The sequence below is a fragment of the Paenarthrobacter sp. 4246 genome, assembly GCF_040546855.1.
Taxonomy (GTDB): domain Bacteria; phylum Actinomycetota; class Actinomycetes; order Actinomycetales; family Micrococcaceae; genus Arthrobacter.
The window spans coordinates 121,113-139,400 of the sequence record NZ_JBEPOP010000002.1; the positions used below are offsets into that span (position 1 = coordinate 121,113).

The 18,288-nt window shown below is 63.4% G+C and carries 18 protein-coding genes; 10 read left to right on the forward strand and 8 right to left on the reverse strand.

Going from position 1 to position 18,288, the window contains the following annotated elements; all coding sequences use genetic code 11:
• The first annotated feature begins 17 nt into the window (after positions 1-17).
• Complete coding sequence (gene manA / locus ABIE35_RS03275; protein WP_354512433.1) at positions 18-1,268, forward strand: mannose-6-phosphate isomerase, class I; 1,251 nt, start codon at positions 18-20, stop codon at positions 1,266-1,268.
• Positions 1,269-1,271: 3 nt separating this feature from the next.
• Positions 1,272-2,207 carry a lipid II:glycine glycyltransferase FemX gene (locus ABIE35_RS03280; protein WP_354512434.1) on the forward strand — a complete coding sequence of 312 codons (936 nt, stop codon included), beginning with the start codon at positions 1,272-1,274 and terminating at the stop codon, positions 2,205-2,207.
• Between the two features lie 308 nt (positions 2,208-2,515).
• Here ABIE35_RS03280 and glpX read toward each other — a convergent pair whose 3' ends face one another.
• The gene (glpX, locus tag ABIE35_RS03285) at positions 2,516-3,538 is read right to left on the reverse strand and encodes a class II fructose-bisphosphatase (protein WP_017198677.1); all 1,023 of its coding nucleotides are present in this window, start codon (positions 3,536-3,538) and stop codon (positions 2,516-2,518) included.
• Positions 3,539-3,738: 200 nt separating this feature from the next.
• On the opposite strand from glpX, the gene ABIE35_RS03290 reads away from it, so the two are divergent.
• The 5 genes from ABIE35_RS03290 to ABIE35_RS03310 all read left to right on the forward strand — a co-directional run bounded on the left by ABIE35_RS03290 (position 3,739) and on the right by ABIE35_RS03310 (position 9,167).
• On the forward strand, positions 3,739-4,440 hold the full coding sequence (locus ABIE35_RS03290; RefSeq protein WP_354512435.1) for a DUF4245 domain-containing protein: 702 nt from the start codon (positions 3,739-3,741) through the stop codon (positions 4,438-4,440).
• Between the two features lie 51 nt (positions 4,441-4,491).
• Positions 4,492-5,106, forward strand: coding sequence for a carbonic anhydrase (locus tag ABIE35_RS03295; protein ID WP_011774029.1), 615 nt, complete (start codon positions 4,492-4,494; stop codon positions 5,104-5,106).
• Positions 5,107-5,193: 87 nt separating this feature from the next.
• Positions 5,194-6,621, forward strand: coding sequence for a class II fumarate hydratase (locus ABIE35_RS03300; RefSeq protein ID WP_089594175.1), 1,428 nt, complete (start codon positions 5,194-5,196; stop codon positions 6,619-6,621).
• Positions 6,622-6,807: 186 nt separating this feature from the next.
• A complete protein-coding gene (locus tag ABIE35_RS03305; RefSeq protein ID WP_354512436.1) occupies positions 6,808-7,494 on the forward strand; it encodes a TetR/AcrR family transcriptional regulator in 687 nt (228 codons plus the stop codon).
• Complete coding sequence (locus ABIE35_RS03310) at positions 7,491-9,167, forward strand: MDR family MFS transporter (protein ID WP_354512437.1); 1,677 nt, start codon at positions 7,491-7,493, stop codon at positions 9,165-9,167. Before ABIE35_RS03305 ends, ABIE35_RS03310 begins: the two co-directional genes overlap by 4 nt.
• A gap of 2 nt (positions 9,168-9,169) precedes the next feature.
• On the opposite strand, the gene ABIE35_RS03315 is transcribed toward ABIE35_RS03310, so the two are convergent.
• From ABIE35_RS03315 to ABIE35_RS03325, 3 genes are all read right to left on the reverse strand, one after another.
• Positions 9,170-9,646 (reverse strand): NUDIX hydrolase, encoded by a 477-nt coding sequence (locus ABIE35_RS03315; protein ID WP_354512438.1) that lies wholly within the window; start codon positions 9,644-9,646, stop codon positions 9,170-9,172.
• 4 nt (positions 9,647-9,650) lie between these two features.
• Positions 9,651-10,151 (reverse strand): META domain-containing protein, encoded by a 501-nt coding sequence (locus ABIE35_RS03320; RefSeq protein WP_354512439.1) that lies wholly within the window; start codon positions 10,149-10,151, stop codon positions 9,651-9,653.
• A 124-nt stretch (positions 10,152-10,275) separates the two neighbouring features.
• Positions 10,276-10,827, reverse strand: coding sequence for a prepilin peptidase (locus ABIE35_RS03325; RefSeq protein WP_354512440.1), 552 nt, complete (start codon positions 10,825-10,827; stop codon positions 10,276-10,278).
• Between the two features lie 61 nt (positions 10,828-10,888).
• Here ABIE35_RS03325 and ABIE35_RS03330 point away from each other — a divergent pair, with 61 nt between their 5' ends.
• Both ABIE35_RS03330 and ABIE35_RS03335 read left to right on the forward strand, forming a co-directional pair.
• Positions 10,889-11,650: a hypothetical protein gene (locus tag ABIE35_RS03330; RefSeq protein WP_354512441.1), complete on the forward strand. Its 762-nt coding sequence runs from the start codon at positions 10,889-10,891 to the stop codon at positions 11,648-11,650.
• Positions 11,651-11,717: 67 nt separating this feature from the next.
• Positions 11,718-12,362, forward strand: coding sequence for a GNAT family N-acetyltransferase (locus ABIE35_RS03335; RefSeq protein WP_354512442.1), 645 nt, complete (start codon positions 11,718-11,720; stop codon positions 12,360-12,362).
• Positions 12,363-12,528: 166 nt separating this feature from the next.
• Here ABIE35_RS03335 and phoH2 read toward each other — a convergent pair whose 3' ends face one another.
• Together phoH2 and ABIE35_RS03345 are read right to left on the reverse strand one after the other, a co-directional pair.
• Complete coding sequence (phoH2, locus tag ABIE35_RS03340) at positions 12,529-14,118, reverse strand: RNA 5'-3' helicase PhoH2 (protein WP_502921351.1); 1,590 nt, start codon at positions 14,116-14,118, stop codon at positions 12,529-12,531.
• Positions 14,119-14,160: 42 nt separating this feature from the next.
• Complete coding sequence (locus ABIE35_RS03345) at positions 14,161-14,964, reverse strand: isoprenyl transferase (RefSeq protein WP_354512444.1); 804 nt, start codon at positions 14,962-14,964, stop codon at positions 14,161-14,163.
• Positions 14,965-15,071: 107 nt separating this feature from the next.
• Between ABIE35_RS03345 and trhA the strand changes: the two genes are divergently transcribed.
• Positions 15,072-15,713: a PAQR family membrane homeostasis protein TrhA gene (gene trhA, locus ABIE35_RS03350; RefSeq protein ID WP_089594169.1), complete on the forward strand. Its 642-nt coding sequence runs from the start codon at positions 15,072-15,074 to the stop codon at positions 15,711-15,713.
• A gap of 15 nt (positions 15,714-15,728) precedes the next feature.
• On the opposite strand, the gene ABIE35_RS03355 is transcribed toward trhA, so the two are convergent.
• Positions 15,729-17,885 (reverse strand): thioredoxin domain-containing protein, encoded by a 2,157-nt coding sequence (locus ABIE35_RS03355; protein ID WP_354512445.1) that lies wholly within the window; start codon positions 17,883-17,885, stop codon positions 15,729-15,731.
• Entirely contained in the window at positions 17,863-18,204 is a 342-nt protein-coding gene (locus tag ABIE35_RS03360; RefSeq protein ID WP_354512446.1) for a hypothetical protein, read from the reverse strand. Before ABIE35_RS03360 ends, ABIE35_RS03355 begins: the two co-directional genes overlap by 23 nt.
• Positions 18,205-18,288 lie beyond the last annotated feature (84 nt).

Sequence of the window (18,288 nt, forward strand, 5' to 3'; positions counted from 1 at the left end):
GATAAGGACTTTCTTTCGTGTACCAGATTGAGAATGTTTTGCGACCCTACGCGTGGGGTTCGACGACGGCGATCGCAGACTTGCTGGGGCGGCCGGCATCAGGTGGCCCCGAAGCCGAACTGTGGATCGGCGCCCACCCGGACTCCCCCTCCACAGCCCTTCACCCCAACGGCGTGACCCAGCCCCTGAACGCCTTGATCGAGTCCGATCCCGATCGGTTCCTGGGTTCGGAGAGCCTGGCCGAATTCGGACCGCGGCTGCCGTTCCTCACCAAGTTACTGGCAGCGGAACAGCCGTTGTCCTTGCAGGTGCATCCCAGCCTGGAACAGGCCCAAGAAGGTTTCGCCCGGGAGAACGCGGCCGGGGTCCCTGCCGATGCCGCGACCCGCAACTACCGCGACAACAACCACAAACCGGAGATGATCTTTCCCCTCACTCCGTTCCGGGCCTTGTGTGGTTTCCGCTCCCCTGCTGATTCGCAGAGCATCTTTGAGCACCTGGCACAGGTTCTTGATTCAGCGGCGGTGGAAATCCCGGCCGTCATCCGAAACGTCATCGCCGATCTCGCCCAGGCCGATGAATCCACTGCCCTCAAGGCAGCTTTCAGCCGCCTTATCAAGGGTGGCGGCGACATCTCCGACGCCATCAACGAGGTAGTGGCGGTCCTGTCCGCCGGAGCTCCATTGGAGCCGCACCGGGAAGCACTGACGGCGATGCTGGATATCAACGAAGCCTTCCCCGGCGATCCCGGTGTCCTCATCTCACTTCTCCTCAACCACCTCACCCTGGAGCCCGGCGAGGTGGTTTACCTGCCTGCGGGAAACATCCATGCGTACCTTCATGGGCTGGGCGTGGAAGTCATGGCTTCTTCCGACAACGTGCTTCGGGGCGGGCTCACCCCCAAGCATGTGGACGTTCCGGAATTGCTGAAGACGGTCCGGTTTGAAGCCCTCGGAGTGCCGCGCGTCGAAGCGAGTGGCACCGAGTTCGGGCAGGAGCTGTACCGGCCGCCCTTCAAGGAATTCCAGTTGCAGCGCATTGAGCTTGGCCCGGGTGCCGAGCCGGTGCCCTTGGCGCAAACCGGACCGGCCGTCGTCGTGGTGGTTTCCGGTTCGGTGCTGCTTGACTCGCCCAAGAGCGACCTCCGCCTTCAGCGCGGCGCGGCCGCCTTCATTCCGGATCTCGAGGCACCCGTGAACGTCCATCCCGTCCAGGGAGCCACTGAAACCAGCATCGCCTTTGCCGTCACTACAGGGCTGGGGAACTGATCCATGGAGTTTTTCCTGCAAACCCCGGCGTGGGCTGCTGTCCAGCGTTCCTTGGGCCGCCGTGTCCACGAACAGTCCGGCCCGGGCTGGAGCTTCCTCGCCATTGAGGAGAAGAACCCCGCCGGCAAGGTCATCTACGCCCCCTACGGTCCCGTGGCAGAGTCCGTTGAAGCGTTCGACGCCGCCACGGCGGCCTTGGTATCCCTGGCCAAGGACGAGCACGCGGTCTTCGTACGGATGGAACCTGCAGCGGCCGGTTTTACAGCATCCGACGCCGGCCCCCTCCTCCGCGCGCGCGGCTTGCGCCCCGCCCCGGTCAACCAGCAGCCCGAGCTCAGCTGGATCGTGGACCTCGACGGCGACTTCAAGGACGTCCTGGCCGGTATGAAGCCGACCAACAGGAACCTGTACCGGAACATCCACAAAAAGGGTGTGACGTTCCGGGCTTCCCAGGATCCCGCGGACATCTCGGTGCTCCTGCACTTCCTCCACCTCACGGCAGCCCGGAACGGCTTCAAGCCCCAAAGCGACGAATACCTCACCCAGGTTGCCGCGTCCCTGCTGCCCTCCGGCGCGGGAACTCTGTTCATTGCGGAGCTGGAGGGCGAACCGATCGCTGCTGCCTTCGCTTACGACTCCGCTGACACCCGTGTCTACGCCCACGCGGCTCTGGACGACACCCACCGCAAGCTCAGCGCGGGCATCCCCCTCCTGGTGACACTCATGGCTGACGCCAAGGAGAAGGGCCTGAAGCACGTGGACCTCTGGGGCGTGGCGCCCGAGGACCAGCCGGACCACAAGTGGGCAGGGTTCACTGCGTTCAAGAAGTCCTTCGGTGGCCGCGAAGTCTCCTACCCCGGCACCTGGGACCTCCCGGTCAACAAACTCCGCTACGGTGCCTACCAACTGGCCCGGGCGCTGCGGGACAAGCTCCGCTAGTCCCTGCCCCCCCAACTTCGCCTGGATCCACCCGTACCGCCACCACCCACTTTGAGCCCGCCAACCCCGCAACACCCCGTGGCTCACGGCGTGTCGGCGTCGTTCACGCTCCAAAGTAGGTGGTGAAGGCACACCCGGAGCACTGCCCCACCCTTTATCAGCACGCAGCCGGAAGCCGCGGCACCATCGCATCCGGACAGCGAAAAGCGCCCTATCGCGTCAGCGGCATCAAATCGACGAGGTACGAGGAGATAGCCGCAGAGCGATAGGGCGCTTTTCGCGTCAAAGACGCGACAGCAACGGGGTGGTTACGGCTTGCGCGCGTATGTCTCCCACTTGGATGCGTGGTGCTCGGCCTCAACAAAGCGGACCGTCCCGGACTTGGAGCGCATCACGATGGACTGCGTCATAACGCGGTCCTTCTGGTAGCGCACGCCGTGGAGGAGGTCGCCGTCGGTGATGCCGGTCGCTGCGAAGTAGCAGTTGTCCGAGGTGACGAGGTCGTTGGTGGACAGGACGCGGTCGAGGTCGTGTCCGGCGTCGATGGCCTTCTGCTTCTCTTCGTCCGACGTCGGCCACAGGCGGCCTTGGATGACGCCACCGAGCGACTTGATGGCGCACGCTGCAACGATGCCTTCAGGGGTGCCGCCGATACCCATGAGGGCGTCAACACCGGTGCCGGAGCGGGCTGCGGCGATGGCGCCGGCGACGTCGCCGTCCATGATGAACTTGGTGCGTGCACCGGCTTCGCGGATTTCTTCCACGAGGGGGCGGTGGCGGTCGCGGTCCAGGATCATGACGTTGAGCTGGTTGACCTTGACGCCCTTGGCCTTGGCAATGAGGTGCAGGTTCTGCTTGACGGGCAGGCGAAGGTCCACCATGTCGGCGGCTTCGGGGCCGGTAACGAGCTTCTCCATGTAGAACACGGCGGAGGGGTCGAACATGGAACCGCGCTCAGCAACTGCCAGCACTGCGAGGGCGTTGTTGATGCCTAGGGCGGTCAGGCGGGTTCCGTCGATGGGGTCGACGGCGACGTCGCACTCGGGGCCGGTGCCGTCACCAACCTGCTCACCGTTGAACAGCATGGGGGCTTCATCTTTTTCGCCTTCACCGATGACCACAACGCCGTTGAAGTGGACAGTGTGAAGGAACGAACGCATGGCATCGACGGCGGCGCCGTCTGCCTTATTCTTGTCACCGAATCCCACCCAGTGGCCACCGGCAATTGCCGCGGCCTCGGTGACTCGGACGAGTTCAAGCGCAAGGTTGCGGTCGGGTTCGTCGAGGCCGACGGCGAGCGACGGCGAAATCGTGGAATACTGCTGGGTCATTGGTGCAGGAGACACTTGAACCTCTTCTTCGAGTGACGATTCACGGGACCGGACATGGTTGCGCGGGGCAACCCGGGGTTCCTCTATCAACGATCATAGTCGCCACGTGGTCCCTGAGTCGTTGGATGACCACAGCCCCCGATGCCGGTGGTTAGGTTACCGGATGTGTGTTCCCTGCCGGGATAAGGGATCATGGACAGGTGAGTGAAACGCAGGACAAGCCCGCAGCCGAGAACCATTCGGACGCTGCAGCGGCCAGCCAAAACGATGCCCAGGCCATCCCGGATGCCCCCTACAAACCCGTCATCGCGGCGAAAGCTGCCAAGCGGGCCAACGCCTCGGTCATTGGCATGGTCATTGCCCTGCTTGTCTGCGTGCTGGCTTTCCTCCCCATCGTTTTGATGAACCCGGCCCCGAAGGGCGAGGGCTTCCGGCCCGATGTTGACGTGGCAGCCATCGCCCGCAATGCCGCAGGTGTGGCAGGATTCACACCGGTGACCCCGGATACGGGCGACACATTCAAACCGAATTACGCCCGGTGGGAATCAGGCACGGGAAGCGGCGTCCCCACCTGGGAGATTGGTTTCCTCACCCCCAAGGAGGCCTTCATCGGCCTCACCCAGACCACCCAGGCCAACCCCACGTGGGTCTTGCAGCAGACGGAGAACCTGCCCGTCACCGGCACTCGCAACGCCAGCGGCCAGGACTGGGAGCTGCGGGACTCCGGCAAGGAGAAGCGCAGCATGGTCCTGGAGTACCGGGGTACCACCATCATCTTGAGCGGCACCGCGAGCCTGGACGAGTTCGCAACGCTCGCTGCCGCCGTCGTGAAGTCCGCAGAGCAGGCGCCGCCGGCAAGTGCGCCCGCCACAGCCCCTGCTTCGACGCAACCGTCCGCTTAACCCGCGCAACAGTTTCACGGACTGCCCTGTCCGCGTCGTAAAGTAAGGCTCGTGCCTACTTACCTGACTCCAGCCCTGGCGTGGCGCCGTCTCCGCGAGGGCAACGAACGTTTTGTTTCCGGCGAATCCCTGCACCCCAACCAGGATGCTTCGCGACGATCCTCACTCATCGAGAACCAGAATCCCTTTGCTGTGATTTTCGGCTGCTCGGATTCACGGCTCGCCGCCGAAATCATCTTTGACCTGGGCCTCGGTGACGCCTTCGTGGTCCGCACCGCCGGCCAGGTCATTGACGACGCCGTGCTTGGCTCCCTCGAGTACAGCATCAGCGAACTCCGGGTTCCGTTGATTGTGATTCTTGGCCATGACAGCTGTGGCGCAGTGAAGGCCACCAAGGCCGCCGTGGAAACGGGTGAGATGCCTCCCGGCTTCATCCGTGACCTCGTGGAGCGCATCACGCCGTCGGTCCTGACGGCCAAGCGCAACAGCCAGGAAGACGTCAACGACATGGTAGTGGAGCACGTCAAGCAGACCGCCGCCCGCCTTGCTGACAGCTCACGTGTGATTTCCGACGCCATCGACGACGGCCGCGTAGCTGTCATTGGCCTGTCCTACAAGCTCGACGAAGGCCGTGCGGCCCTCGTTTCCGGGATCGGCAAGCTCTAGGAGCACGTGCTCCGGCCCCGGCGCCGGAGCACGTAGCACTCCCCTCCGGGTTTTCTGTGCGGCGTCCAATCGCCCTAAGCTAGCCCCATGACTTCCACCACTGAGTTCCGTATTGAACATGACACGATGGGCGAAGTTCGCGTCCCCGTGAACGCCCTGTACCGCGCCCAGACGCAGCGTGCTGTGGAGAACTTCCCGATCTCCGGCAAGACGCTCGAGCGCACACACATCGAGGCCCTGGCCCGCGTCAAGAAGGCAGCTGCACTGGCGAACGCCGAACTGGGGGTGCTCGATGGTGAGCTCGCCGAGGCTATCGCCGCCGCTGCCGATGAGGTTGCCACCGGCAAGTACGACGGCGATTTCCCCATCGACGTCTTCCAGACCGGTTCGGGCACTTCCTCCAACATGAACACCAACGAGGTCATCGCCGAGCTCGCATCGCGCGCCCTCGCAGCCGCCGGGAGTGACAAAGTTGTCCACCCGAACGATCACGTGAACGCTTCGCAGTCCTCCAACGACGTCTTCCCGACGTCCGTCCACGTCGCCGCAACGTCGGCCCTGATCAACGACCTGATCCCGGCCCTCGAGTACCTGGCAGCTTCCCTCGACCGCAAGGCTGTGGAGTTCAAGGATGTCGTCAAGTCAGGCCGCACCCACCTCATGGATGCCACGCCCGTCATGCTCGGCCAGGAGTTCGGTGGCTACGCCGCGCAGGTCCGCTACGGCATCGAGCGCATCAACGCTGCACTCCCCCGCGTTGCCGAAGTTCCCCTGGGCGGCACCGCCGTGGGTACCGGCATCAACACCCCTGCCGGCTTCCCGGAGCGCGTCATTGAACTGCTCGCAGCCGACACCGGCTTGCCGCTGACCGAGGCCCGCGACCACTTCGAAGCGCAGGCAAACCGCGACGGCCTCATCGAGGGTTCCAGCCAGCTCCGCAACATCGCGATCTCCTTCATGAAGATCAACAACGACCTCCGCTGGATGGGCTCGGGCCCCAACACGGGTCTCGGTGAAATCGCCATTCCGGACCTTCAGCCGGGCTCCTCCATCATGCCGGGCAAGGTCAACCCGGTCATCTGCGAAGCGTCCATCATGGTCTGCGCCCAGGTGATCGGCAACGACACCGCCATCGCCTGGTCCGGCACCAACGGCGCCTTCGAGCTCAACGTCGGCATCCCCGTCATGGCCGCCAACCTCCTTGAGTCCATCCGGCTGCTGGCCAACACCAGCCGCGTCATGGCTGACAAGATGATCGACGGCATCACCGCCAACGTGGAGCGGGCACGCTTCCTGGCCGAGGCTTCCCCGTCCATCGTCACCCCGCTGAACAAGTTCATCGGATACGAAAACGCTGCCAAGATCGCCAAAATTGCCGTCAAGGAGGGCCTGACCATCCGCCAGGCTACCGAGAAGCTCGGCTTCGTTGGCGAGGGCGAAGGCAAGGTCACTGAGGCCGAGCTCGACAAGGCCCTGGACGTCACCACCATGACGGCCCCGGCCCACAAGGCCTGACTCCTGGTCTAAAACCCAACAGCACGACGACGGCCGGTACCTTTCGCTGGAAAGGTACCGGCCGTCGTCGTAGCCCGGAGTTTTTGTACAGCAGGCGCCCTTAAGACCCACCCTTAAGGGCATCTGCTGTACAAAAACTTCTGACTCTTTTTGCACTTTGTATCCTAGAGTGCAAAACTTTACTTTGTGAGCAATAGTGCAAATATCGACGGCGGCCTTCGCGAGCGCAAGCGGGCTGCCACGCGGACGGCGATCACCGCCGTCGCGCGTTCCCTGACCGCGGAGCATGGCCTCAGCGGTTTCACTGTTGAGGAAGTCTGCGAAGCGGCGGGGATCTCGCGCCGAACCTTCTTCAACTACTTCCATTCCAAAGAAGACGCCGTGATCGGCTCTTTCTCGGATGAACTGCCCGCAGACGCTTTAGAGGCCTTCAACGCCAATCCCACGCGCATCCAGGACAGCATCTCCGGAAGTCTCCTGGCAGCCCTGCACGTGCTCACGGTGACCATCATGGAACGCTCATCCATCAGCCGCACAGAGGTCCAACAGTTCATCGCCGCCATCACGGCCGAACCACAACTCCTGGCGCGGCTCACCCTCGAAGGGGAGGCGCGTGAACGGCAATTCGCTGCTCTGGTGGCTGCCCGCGAGGGGCTGGATCCGGATCACCCGGAAGTCGTAACAGCAACCGCGTTGTTCGGGGCGGTCTCCAAAAAGACAGCACAGCAATTCTTTTCGGAGGAAAACACCCGCACGTACCGCCGGATCCTCGAACAGAACCTCAACGCCGCACGGAAACTCTTTGCCCAGCCGCTGGCCACGAACCAGCAACTGGGCCCCAACCCCCTTGAAACCTTGAAGGACCCCGCATGAGCACACTCTCGAAGGCAGCAGAACCGCTGTTGCTGACCCAGAAACGCATCTGGATCATCTTCTCGGCACTGATCGCAGGCATGCTCCTGTCCAGCCTCGACCAGACCATCGTCTCCACCGCCATGCCCACCATTGTGGGCAAGCTCGGCGGTGTGGAGCACCAGGCCTGGATCACCACCGCCTACCTCCTGGCCACCACCATCGTGATGCCCATCTACGGCAAGTTTGGTGACATCCTGGGGCGACGCAACCTGTTCCTCATCGCCATCGCCCTGTTCACCCTGGCGTCCGTGGGCTGCGCCTTCGCCACCGATTTCTGGGGCTTCGTGATCTTCCGTGCCATCCAGGGCCTGGGTGGCGGTGGCCTCATGATCCTGTCGCAGGCCATCATCGCTGACATCGTTCCTGCCAAGGAACGCGGCAAGTACATGGGCCCTCTGGGCGCCATCTTCGGTCTCTCCGCTGTGGCCGGACCGCTGCTGGGCGGGTTCTTCGTAGACCACCTCACCTGGGAGTGGGCTTTCTACATCAACATCCCCATCGGCATCGCGGCGTTCATCACCGCCTGGTTCACCCTGACCCTGCCCAACAAGAAGGCCGAAAAGAAGATCGACATCCTGGGTGTCGTCTTCCTCTCCGCCGCCACCACGTGCCTCATCTTCTTCACCGACTTCGGTGGCAAAAAGGACGAAGGCTGGGACTCGCCGCTTACCTGGGCGTTTGGCGCCGGCATGGTTCTGGCCGCCTTCGCCTTTGTGATGGTTGAACGCCGCGCCGAGGATCCCATCATTCCCCTGAGCCTGTTTAAGAACCCCATCTTCATCAATGCAACGGCTATCGGCTTCACCTTGGGCCTTGGCATGTTCGCTGCCATCGCTTTTGTCCCGACGTTCCTGCAGATGTCCTCGGGCACCTCGGCGGCTGAGTCGGGCCTGCTGATGCTCCCCATGATGGTGGGCCTGATGGGTACGTCCATCTACTCCGGTATCCGAATATCCAAGACCGGAAAGTACAAGATGTACCCGATCCTTGGTGCAGCACTCACGATCGCTGCGATGTTGTGGCTGACCACGCTGGCGGCATCAACCCCCATCTGGGTTATTTGTGTCCAGCTGTTCATTTTCGGTGCGGGCCTGGGCCTGATCATGCAGGTCATCGTCCTGGTGGTCCAGAACTCCGTGCCGGCCGACCAGATCGGCACGGCCACCAGCACCAACAACTACTTCCGTGAAGTAGGTGCGTCGCTGGGTGTCGCCGTCTTCGGTGCGATCTTCACCAACCGCTTGTCCGAATCGTTGACCGAGGCATTCACGGGCGCCGGCGCTTCTGCCGAGCAGGCTTCACAGTCCACCAGCACGTTGGATCCCCAGGCATTGGCACAGCTGCCCGAGCAGTTGCGCGATGCGATCGTCAACGCCTACGCCAATTCGCTGGCGCCCGTGTTCTGGTACTTGGTGCCGTTCATTGCCATCGCACTGATCCTGGCCATCACGCTCAAGCAGATCCCCCTCTCCGACACCGCAGGCATGGTGGCACGAGGTGAGGCTGTGGGTGGCGAGGAGGCCGACCGCCTTGAAGCCGAGCGACTCGAGACCGCGCGCTTGAATACCGATCTGGCGGCTTCGGATGGCGTTGACGAGGATCGCCCGACAGCCGATGCAGGACGTCGGTAGCGCTAGTCCTCCACTTGGTACGCCACGGGGCCTTCGGGCTCCGTGGCAAGCCTGATGGCTTCAAGGTTTCCGGCGCTCATGTCCGGAAGGTCATCCAACTCGAACCACCCCACGGCAAGCGATTCGTCGTCGTTGACCTGGGCTTCCCCGGATACATATCGGCACCGGAAGGTAATGTCCAGGAAGTCGCAGACGTCCCCGTTGGGGAAGGTCACCGGTCCCACAACTCCGACGCCGATGATCCGTTCAGTCTCAGCCACTACCGCGGTTTCCTCGAAGATCTCCCGTACTAGCCCCGGCGCGGGGTGCTCCCCCGGCTCCAACATTCCGGTGATCAGTGTCCAGTGACCGTTGTCGGCACGCTGGCCCAACAAAACCCTGCCTTCGTCGTCGAAGACCACTCCCCGCACGGCCGGCAGCCACAGGGGATCGTTGCCGATCTTTTCCCGCAGTTTGAGCACAAATTCCGGTGCACCCATGGTGTCAGCTTTCCTTCAGGTCAATGGTGGCGTGTGCATTGCGCAAGGTGAGCGTATCGCCGTCGAGCTTCCACTGAACAGGCTGCTCAAAGAGCTTCTCTGTCCAGGCCTGGTAGCTGCCCGTTGGCTCCTCGCAGCCCCTGTCCGTAACGGACACCAACCCCGGTGTCAGGACATCATCCTGGACCGAAACCTGCACCTGCAGATGGTTGCAGGGCGTGGCGACATGCAAGGTCCACACTCCATCGAAACGCGCCGACGTTACACGCAGCGGATGCGTGCCGAGCCACGCTACCTCTCCTGTGGCGTCGCTTCCGCGCACGGACGTGAATTCGGAACACCCCAGCGGAGTTTCACAGGACCGCACTGGCCGCTGCAAGGCCTGCGACGTGATAACCGACGGCGTCGGAGCAGCGGAGGTGCTGTCTGGTTGGGCACATCCGCTGAGCAGGACGGTGCAGGCAATGGACACACCCACCGCGAGCCTCAACCTGTTCCGCTGCATTGCACCCTCTCCTGCCTCCATCCAGCGCATCCAAACACCCGCTGGGCTAAGCATGCCGCAGCATGGTGAACGCGAAAATACGGGGACGGTTGCAGTTCGGCCGCAGTTGGCACGGTGGGAAGCGTCATGCGGGTATCAGCACCATGGCAGCTGCCGCTCCCGCCAGCATGAACGGACCAAAGGGAATGGCCGATCGCAGGGTACCGCGGCGCGACACAAGGATAGCCAGGCTCCACAGACCGCCCAGAATGAAAGCGGCGAACGTGCCCGCGAACACGTGGCTCCACCCCAGGTATCCCAAGTAGAGGCCCAGCACACCCGCCAACTTGACGTCACCAAAGCCCATCCCGGGCGGGTGGATGAGCCTTAATACGAAGTAGAAGAGCCACAGCACAGCGCCTCCCCCGAGGACCCGGAGTCCGGGCACAGCGAACAGGTCTGCAGAAAGGTGGAGGTCCGGGCCGGCATCGGCGAAAAATGCCAGGAGCGATGCCGCCAGTAACAACACACCTGCCACTGCGTATGACGGAAACACAATGCGGTTGGGCAACAGGTGGCTCCGCACGTCTATCACCGTGAGCCGAACAGCCATCACCACGAAGTACAGGCACGCGGCCATCACCACCCAGAAGCCCAGCGGGCTGGCGTCCCAGAGGTCGGAGAGTCGTCGGATCACTCTCGGATGCTATCCCGCTTTGGCCGCAGGGCACGCTTGAACGCCTAGGTAAACTGTGGATATGGGGAGCTACAGCGCAGGAGGACCGGGTTTCGACTTGTCCTCCACATTCCGGAACCTTTGCCGTTCTTCGCCGTGGAAATGGACGAGCCTCCGCTTCGAATACCTGGAACGGCCCGGGACGGGCGCCACCATGGTCCGCGCATGGCTGAGACGGCCGGGAGCTCTTCGCCTGGAAACACCGGACGGCCGATTGCTGCACAGCACCACGGGCATCAATGACTCCCGGGATGATCTGTACGTGTCCTCAACACGCCGCTCATGGCTGCTTCCGGCCCATCTGGTGACGCCCGTTTATGACGACGCCGGACTGGTCAGGCGACGCCCGGAGGCCGCCTACGGTGAGCCCTCCTTCGGCAACGGCCGCCTTGCCGCCGCACTCGATCCCGTGGAACTGGCCGGCAACGCTCCGGTTCCCCTCGAATTCCCGGACACAAACCCCGTGTTCCTTGAAGAACCCCGGGAAGTGGACCATGAGGGCCGCCTCGCTTTGGAAACCATCGTGACCCGCAGCAGGACCTATGTTCCCTCGGATCCTGCCGAGCCTTTGGCCCACACCGGACGAACGTTGATCAGGATCGACGCCGGCACAGGAGTTTGCGTTGCCAGCCAAAGCCTGGATGGGGACTCTTCCGGAAAGGGGCATTGGCTGAAGATCCTGGCCGTGGACGAGTACATGTTGGACGACCTTTTCCTGGCTGAGTCCATGAACCTCACGGACGTGCGCCGCCACATCCCGTGGGACATAGGCCCGGCCGCCTGAAGAGAAGCGCAGGAGTCTCCCCGGGATGTGACTCGCGAGGCTCCTCCTGCCGGGCTAAGCTACGGCGATGACATCGCTGGCAGACATCTGGCCCCCGTTCGGACTCACCCTCACCACCCCGAGGTTAAGTATCCGTCCAGTTTTCGACGACGACATCCCGGCCGCCGTCGCCGCGGCGCGATCCGGTGTCCACGAGCCCGGCAAGAGCCCGTTCAGCACCCCGTGGACCGACCTTCCGGACCATGAACTCGCTCCGAATATGGCCCAGTGGTACTGGCGCTGCCGCGCCAACTTCACCAAGGAATCCTGGACCCTCCTCCTGGCGGTCTGGAATAACAACGAGTTCCTCGGCGTCCAGGACATCGGCGCCAAGAACTTCAACACCTTGAAAACAGTTGGCACTGGCTCCTGGCTCAAGCAGTCCGCCCACGGGCAGGGGTTCGGCAAGGAGATGCGTGCCGCCGTCGTCAGCTATGCCTTTGATTACCTGGGAGCCGAAGTAGCTGAGTCCGAGGCTGCCACCTGGAATAAACAGTCCCTGGGCGTCTCCACCAGCCTCGGTTACGAACCCAATGGCATCTTCCGCGAGGGCTGGGGAGACACCGTCCAGGAAGTCCAAAAAGTCCGCCTCACCCCCGCCACCTTCAAACGCCCGGACTGGACCCTCAAAATCCAAGGCCACGAAGAACTGAGAACGTACCTGAAGCTCTAACGGCTCTCAGGCAATAGCGCGGCTGTGGTCTCCCGGAAAGGAGCGCATCGCAACGCATCGGACCCCGAAGGTCGCTGGGCGACCTTCGGGGTCCTTTTGCGTTGTGTCTAAGCGACGGCGGGAGGCCGTGGCCGCGCGGTGGTGACCACCGTGCAGCAAACGCAGCTTAGATCTCAGCCCCTTCGAGCAACTCCGTCACCAGCGCTGCAATCGGCGACCGCTCCGACCGGGTCAGCGTGATGTGCCCGAACAGCGGGTGGCCCTTGAGTGTCTCGACGACGGCCGCAACACCGTCGTGCCTCCCTACCCGGAGGTTGTCCCGCTGGGCGACGTCGTGGGTGAGGACGATCTTGGAGTTCTGCCCGATGCGGCTCATGACGGTGAGCAGGACATTTTTCTCGAGTGACTGTGCTTCGTCCACGATCACGAAGGCGTCGTGCAGCGAACGACCGCGGATATGGGTCAGCGGCAGGACTTCGAGCATGCCCCGATCCATGACTTCCTCGACGACTTCCTGGCTCACCAGGGCGCCCAGGGTATCGAACACGGCCTGGGCCCAGGGATTCATCTTCTCGGACTCGGATCCGGGGAGGTAGCCGAGCTCCTGGCCGCCTACCGCGTACAGGGGGCGGAAGACCACCACTTTGCGGTGCTCACGGCGTTCCAGGACAGCTTCCAGGCCCGCACAGAGGGCCAGCGCGGATTTGCCGGTGCCCGCGCGCCCACCAATGGAAACGATGCCGACGGCGGGGTCCATGAGCATGTCAATGGCGAGCCGCTGCTCAGCCGAGCGTCCATGGAGGCCGAAGACGTCGCGGTCACCCTTGACGAGGCGGACTTGTTTGTCGGCCCCGACCCTGCCCAGCGCGGATCCCCGGTTGGACAAAAGGACCAGTCCGGTGTTGACGGGGAGTTCGGCGGCAGCTGGGATGAAAACCGGTTCGTGACCGTAAAGGGTGGTGATTTCGTCGTCGTTGGCTTCGACCTCGGCCATGCCGGTCCAGCCGGAGTCCTTGACGAGTTCGTTGCGGTACTCGTCGGCTTGCAGTCCCATGGCGGATGCCTTGACGCGCATGGGGAGGTCCTTGGAGACCACGGTGACGTTGTGGCCTTCGTTTGCCAGGTTCTTCGCCACAGCCAGGATGCGGCTGTCATTGTCGCCTCCGCGGAATCCTGCCGGCAGCACCTCAGGGGAAATATGGTTCATTTCCACCCGCAGCATTCCGCCGTCCTTCCCGATGGGAATGGACTGGTCAAGGCCGCCGTGTTCGATCCTCAGATCGTCCAGGAGCCGCAGTGCTTTGCGGGCGAAATATCCGAGTTCGGGGTCGTGGCGTTTTCCTTCCAGTTCGCTGATGACCACGATGGGGACGATGACTTCGTGTTCAGCGAATCGCAGCAATGCGTGGGGGTCGGACAGCAGGACGGACGTGTCGATCACGTAGCTGCGGCCTGTGACGGACTTTTTGGTCCGCGCTGTTTGTGGGACCCGCTTGGCGCGAGAGGTAGCTGCACTTTCCCCGTCGGAAACCATTGCGGGCAGTTGCTCAGAAATAGCCACATCGACTCCAGCCCCGGGCAGTTCGCCCGGCCTAATGGTGAAGCGGCTCGGCCGGAAGGCCGGGCGTGGCCTCCCATGTAACTGGTGCGATGATCCGCTCCATGTACTGGCCTCCCCGATCAGCGGGCGGTTTTGCCTGCTGATGTGATTAACGTAATCCCGGACACATTCATTTCCGCAATCCGCGGTCGGCAAGTCGCATGTCCGGTTCGTTAATTTTTGATGAACCGGGGCGCCCTATGCTCCGTAGCGGCGCTGGCGCCCGGCATAATCCCTGAGGGCCCGCAGGAAATCAACCTTACGGAACGCCGGCCACAGTGCCTCACAGAAGTAGAACTCGCTGTAAGCGCTTTGCCACATCAGGAAACCGGAGAGGCGTTGCTCGCCGGACGTGCGGATGACCAGGTCAGGATCAGGCTGGCCGCGGGTGTAAAGGAACCGGGAGATGTCGTCCACCGAAAGTTCATCTGCGACGTCGGTCATAGTCCGTCCCTTGGCGGCGGCATCGTGCAGGAGTTCCCGGACGGCGTCGACAATTTCACGGCGGCCGCCGTAGCCCACGGCGACGTTGACGTGGATCTTTTCGTGGACCGGCGTGCGGGCTGTCAGTTTGTTGAGGCGTTCGGCCAGATAGTCCGGCAGGAGCTCGGGAGCGCCCATGGCGTGGACAGAGACGTCTTCGTCTTCATCAAGGCGGTCCATGGTGTTGGCGATGATGCCCATGAGGAGGTCCAGCTCTTCACCGGAGCGGTTCATGTTGTCCGTGGAAAGCATGTAGAGCGTCACTACTTTGACGCCGAGTTCCTGGCACCAACCGAGGAACTCGTGGATTTTGTCTGCACCGGCCTGATGTCCCTGGCTGGTGGGTGCGTTGAATTGGCGTGCCCACCGACGGTTGCCGTCCACCATCACACCGATGTGCCGGGGGATCTGGTCCTGCTTGAGGGAGCGCAGAAGTTTGCGCTCATAGAAGCCATAGAGGAAACCGGGCAGCTCCACCGGACTCTCACCTGACTTCCTTGCTTGTACGACGACGCACATCCAAGGCTACCTTCCCCAGCTGGCGAGCCGGTGCAGCCAAGGGCAAAAATCCCCCTGTCCATTGTTACCCTTCGGTAACTTACCGAAACGTAAGTTATGGTTTAACTATGGCTGAGCTACTCGAAACCAAGCCCGTCTGGCGCGGGTGGATCCATGCTGTAGCGGCTCCCTTCGCACTGGCTGCAGGGATCCTGCTGGTGACCATTGCCCCGACACCGGACCGCAAAATCACGTCCGCCATCTATGCGTTGACCGGCTTCCTCCTGTTCGGGGTAAGTGCTGTGTACCACCGGGGAAACTGGTCCCCCAAAGTCCGCATGGTCCTCAAACGGCTGGACCACACGAACATCATGCTGGTCATTGCCGGAAGTTACACCCCGCTGGCCTGGTCCTTGCTGGAACGTTCCGAGGCCGTCACTCTGCTGTGGCTTGTCTGGTCCGGGGCGATCGTCGGTGTGCTCTTCAGGATTCTATGGACGCACGCACCGCGCTGGCTGTACGTTCCCGTCTACATCGCCCTGGGCTGCGGAGCGTTGTTCTACTTGCCGCAGTTCTTCACGGCCAACGCCCCTGCCGCGATCCTTATCTGCGTGGGCGGCGCACTGTATATCGCCGGCGCGGTGTTTTACGCCACCAAGAAGCCCAACTTCAGCGTTAAGCACTTCGGCTTCCACGAACTCTTCCACGCCTTTACCGTGCTGGCCTTCGCGGCCCACTTCATCGCCATCATGCTGGCAGTGCTGAGCTAAGCCGAAAGGAACCGCTCAGTCGCCTGATCCCATGGCCGCCAAGCGGGCCCGGACAGCAGCAGCATCCCCCAACGGCCTTTCGCACACCATGTCCCGGCACAGGTATACCTGCGGTAAGCCGTCCGGCGCGCCTGACCGGTGGAGAAGCAGCGGCACGCCGGGATCCCCACCCGGGGCCCCGGCGTCGTCCTCCTGCACAGCGACCACCAGCCCAGGGCTGGGAGACGTCAACAGCGTGTGGTGCAGTTCGCGCTTCAGCGGCGAATCCGGGCCCGCGACGGCGGCCTCCACCGGCCCTGCGAGCGCGGCTTGCGCGGTGGCCAGGAGCCAGCCGGCAACGCGCGGTGCACGGCCGGCGATGGCTGGGAGCAGCCCCATGATGGTGCCGGCCATGAGCCGGTGCCCGTGGGAACCGGAATAGGCGGCATAAGACAAGAGCGCGCCGGCAAACCCCGCGGCACCGCTGGGCGTGGCGTTGTCGAACGGGTCCAGGCCTGTGTGTTGACCCTGGGCGTTGAAGACCTGCGCGGACTCCCCCGTCGAGTCCGCAAGCTGTCCGTTCTCCACGAAGCGAGTGCACGCAGCCAGCACCAGCTCCTCCGCCAGAAGGTACCAGCGTTTGGTTCCCGTCACCGCGAAGAGGGCCAGGAAGCCATCAGCACAGAACGCGTAGTCCTCCAGCAGACCGCCAATTCCACGTGCTTGGGAGTCATGTGAGACGCGGACCAACGTCTTCGTTTCACCGTTCCAGTGGACGGTGGCGAGATACTCGGCCACGTTCTCCGCCGCCGACACCAGGTCCGGGCGGCCCAGAATGGCACCCGCCTCGGCGAGTCCGGCTACAGCCAGCCCGTTCCAGCCGGCCACCACCTTGTCGTCCCTGGCCGGCTGGTTCCTGAGATTGCGCGCCGTAAGCAATACCGGCGCCACACGCTCCCAAAGCCGCCGATCGGCGTCGGACAGCTTCCGCGCCGGATGCAGTGGCGAGCCAAGGTCCGACACTGTCCCTTCAGCGCCAACGTTCATCATGCGCGCCACCTGCAGGGCCTCATCGGCGCCCAGGACATCCGCCAAGGAGTCCAGGGTCCACAGGTACGTGGCGCCCTCATGATGAACGCCGTCGGATACCGTGTCGGCGTCCAGGGAGGAAGCCACAGCGCCGCCTGGCAGCCTCAGTGACTCCAGCATCCAGTCTGCGCATCGCGACGCCACAGCCGCTGCTTCCTCGGGTGAATAGACCTCGTTGCCACCCAACCGCACCCAATGCGCATAGACCCGGAGCAGTTGGGCGTTGTCATAGAGCATCTTCTCGAAGTGCGGCACGGACCAGTCCGCCGTCACCGAATAGCGGGCGAATCCGCCGTCGAGTTGGTCGCGCAAGGCTGAGCGCGCCATGCCCGCCAACGCTCGTCCGGCCATATCCTTGGCGGCATCTGCGGTATCTGAGGGCACAGCCGCGTGCCGGATAAGGAACTCCAGAACGGCCGACGGCGGGAACTTGGGCGCGCTGCCAAACCCGCCGGCGTCGGGGTCTTCGGAGCGGGCCAGCAGCGCCACGGCCTCCGGAAGGAGGGAAGCGTCCAGCAACCCGGGCGGTTCGTCGAGCCGGACCGCCGCGGAGAGTTGCCCATCGGCCATGCTGGCCGCAAGACCCCGCGCGTTCTGCTCCACCCCATCACGACGCTCCAGCCAAGCCTCATGGACGGCTTCAAGGACGTTGCGGAAGGACGGCCTGCCGGGCAGGGGCACGGGCGGGAAATAGGTTCCCGCGTGAAAAGCGAGTCCGTCCGGCGTGAGGAAGACGGACATCGGCCAGCCGCCCTCACCGCTGATGGCCTGCGTTGCGGCCATGTAGACGGAATCGACATCCGGACGCTCCTCCCGGTCCACCTTCACCGGGACGAAGTGGGCATTCAGGTAGTCAGCCGTCTGCTGGTCTTCGAAAGACTCGTGGGCCATGACATGGCACCAATGGCACGCCGCATAGCCGATGGAAAGGAAAACCGGGACATCGCGTTCGGCGGCGAAAGCAAACGCTTCGTCGCCGAACGGACGCCAGTGCACGGGATTGTCCGCGTGCTGCCGCAAATAGGCAGAAGGTTCCGAGCCCAGGGCATTGTTGGCCCAGGGCGAACCGTTACCGGTGGATTCAGCGGGTCCGGGGACCGGCATCGTCGTTCTCGTCCGAGGCTCCGCCTGCAGACGGTGCGCCGGGGGCTCCGGGGGTGCCGCCGTCGGCTGGTTGGCCGACCTCCTCGGCCCGGCTTTCCTCAGCTGCCAGGCGTGCTTCTTCCACTTGTGCCCGGTACCGGACGCGCCGGATGCGTCGAACCATGTCCACAATGAGGAACGTGGTCAGGATGACGATGAAGGCCGTGAGGACGAAGCCCCACGTACCGGGCGTCACCTGGTCCTCGGACAGGCCGGGCCGCAGCGTGCCCGAGGGATTGGGCGACGGGGTGACGGTCAGGGCGAGAATCAAGTGGTGCACGTTCAAACCTTCTATGGGAGCTGATGCATGCCGACAGGCAGCGTAGCCGGAAGCTGGTTGGCCTGGCGGCAATTTCTACGGGCG